Annotated in this window: 1 protein-coding gene; it reads left to right on the top strand. The window is 66.0% G+C overall.

Features of this window, described 5'->3' with window-relative positions:
* Positions 1-12: 12 nt before the first annotated feature.
* Positions 13-664 (top strand): saccharopine dehydrogenase family protein (locus ACL02S_RS24155; RefSeq protein ID WP_503129075.1); only part of this gene is annotated, 652 nt, incomplete at its 3' end.

The following is a 664-nucleotide window of genomic DNA, read 5'->3' as shown; positions in this document are numbered from 1 at the left end:
TCCGATTTGAGCGTGTACCAGCTCTACCGCCGCACCGTCGACGACAACACCGGCGAACTCACCGACACCACGCTGGTGGCCTCGGCCAAAGGCGGCGTCAGCGGCGGTACTGTCGATTCGGCGCGGGCCACGATGGAAGCGCTCGCCGCCGACTCCGCCAAGGGCTCGGTCATGGCGGATCCCTATTCGCTGAGCCCGGACAAGTCCAGGGAACCCGACCTCGGCCGCCAGTCCGATATGGCGCTGTCGCGGGCGAGCGCGATCGATCCGAGCCTGGACGGCTGGGTGAGCACATTCATCATGGCCAACTCCAATACAAAAATCGTTCGCCGCAGCAATGGGCTGCTGGGTTGGCCCTACGGCAAGAATTTCCGTTACCGAGAGGTGATGAGCGCCGGGAACTCGCCGATAGCGCCACTGCTGGCTGCGGGCATCACCGGCGGCATCGTGGCGGTCATGACGGCAGGCGCACTGTTGTCGCGGGCCGCCGCGGGCCGCAAGCTCTTGGACCGACTGCTGCCCCAACCGGGCACCGGACCGAGCGAAGAAACCCGTACCAGCGGTTGGTTCACCATGAAGACGGTCGCGCACACCACCTCTGGGGCGAAATACCTGGCAACCTTCTCCGGCACCGGTGACCCCGGATACCAGGCCACCGCTGTGC

The sequence above is a fragment of the Nocardia spongicola genome (assembly GCF_047200775.1).
Lineage (GTDB): Bacteria > Actinomycetota > Actinomycetes > Mycobacteriales > Mycobacteriaceae > Nocardia.
This window is presented reverse-complemented; position numbering and strand designations above follow the sequence as displayed.